Source organism: Romboutsia weinsteinii, from assembly GCF_002250835.2.
GTDB lineage: Bacteria > Bacillota > Clostridia > Peptostreptococcales > Peptostreptococcaceae > Romboutsia_A > Romboutsia_A weinsteinii.
In genome coordinates this window covers 1-1,116 of record NZ_NOJY02000142.1, presented here as the reverse complement: position 1 = coordinate 1,116, position 1,116 = coordinate 1, and the positions used below count along the sequence as shown (strand labels likewise).

2 protein-coding genes are annotated in these 1,116 nt (G+C 31.5%); both read right to left on the bottom strand.

The genetic code is table 11. The features are described from left to right. Positions 1 to 186: 186 nt before the first annotated feature. A complete protein-coding gene (locus CHL78_RS20205) occupies positions 187 to 417 on the bottom strand; it encodes a (2Fe-2S)-binding protein (RefSeq protein ID WP_158540748.1) in 231 nt (76 codons plus the stop codon). Positions 418 to 448: 31 nt separating this feature from the next. Further along, positions 449 to 1,096 (bottom strand): AIM24 family protein, encoded by a 648-nt coding sequence (locus CHL78_RS20200; protein WP_094368576.1) that lies wholly within the window; start codon positions 1,094 to 1,096, stop codon positions 449 to 451. Positions 1,097 to 1,116: the final 20 nt, after the last annotated feature.

The window sequence follows — 1,116 nt, the reverse complement described above, 5'->3', positions numbered from 1 at the left end:
ATGTATATATTCATTGATTATTTCAATTGATGGATCTGCCAATAAAAGTAAATTATACGGAATATCATCTTCATTAGTTAGTTTTTTAATAATTATATTGTTCATTTCTTAACCTGCCTTCTTATCTCTTAATAAAAATAGCCCTTCAAAATTGGAAGGGCTATTTGAACTCAAACGTATATATTTCTATCTATTTTTAATAGCTTTATATGTAATTCGCTCTACACTAGCATTACATCTACCACATCCCATACCAGCTTTAGTTTTTTCTCTTACATCACTTATCGTCTTAGCGCCTTTTGTGACTGCATTTTTTATATCGTCACTACATACATTAAAGCAACGACATACCTTCTCATTTTTATTCTCATTTACTTTATTATACTGTTTACATCTATCTATAAATTTTCTTATCACACTAATCTCCTGTCAATCGTATTATTTATAATTACACTCCTGTACTTACTGCCAATGCTTTTCTAGTTTGCATCCATATTTCCCCAGGTCCAGTGAACTTAACTGAAGTATATTCTCCACTAAAAAGAGAATTACTCAGTTCTTTTTTAGGCATTTTTCTCGTAAACTCCATATCATTGTCCCATATAACCAGATGATCTGAATCTACTATATATTCTTCATCTAAATCAAGACTAATCTTATGTAATACTCCATATAAATTTAAAAATAAAGTTCCCTCGCCAACAACTCTTGCTGCAAATAATCCTTCACCACTACCAAATATTCCTTTAGACTTTGTTTTTGATTTTGTCTCTATGTTAATACCCTCGGTGCAAGCCAAAAATCTTCCATTACTTATTCTATATTGTCTACCTCCATCCATTTCTATCTTCATAATATTGCCCATATCTTTAGGAGTAATTAGCAATTCTCCATCTCCTGTAGCTTTATATTCAGACATAACTCCTGAAAGCATCGTCCCAGTATTACCGATATTTGACTTACGCTCAAAAGTTGGAGTCATTCCCATCATAGAGCCTGACTCTACCTTGAATATATCTCCCTTTGTTGCATTTATCTTTAGTAATTCGTTATATCCTTGGTATAATAGCTCAAATTTTTCTACGTTATCTTTCATAATAACCCCCTATATTGTAT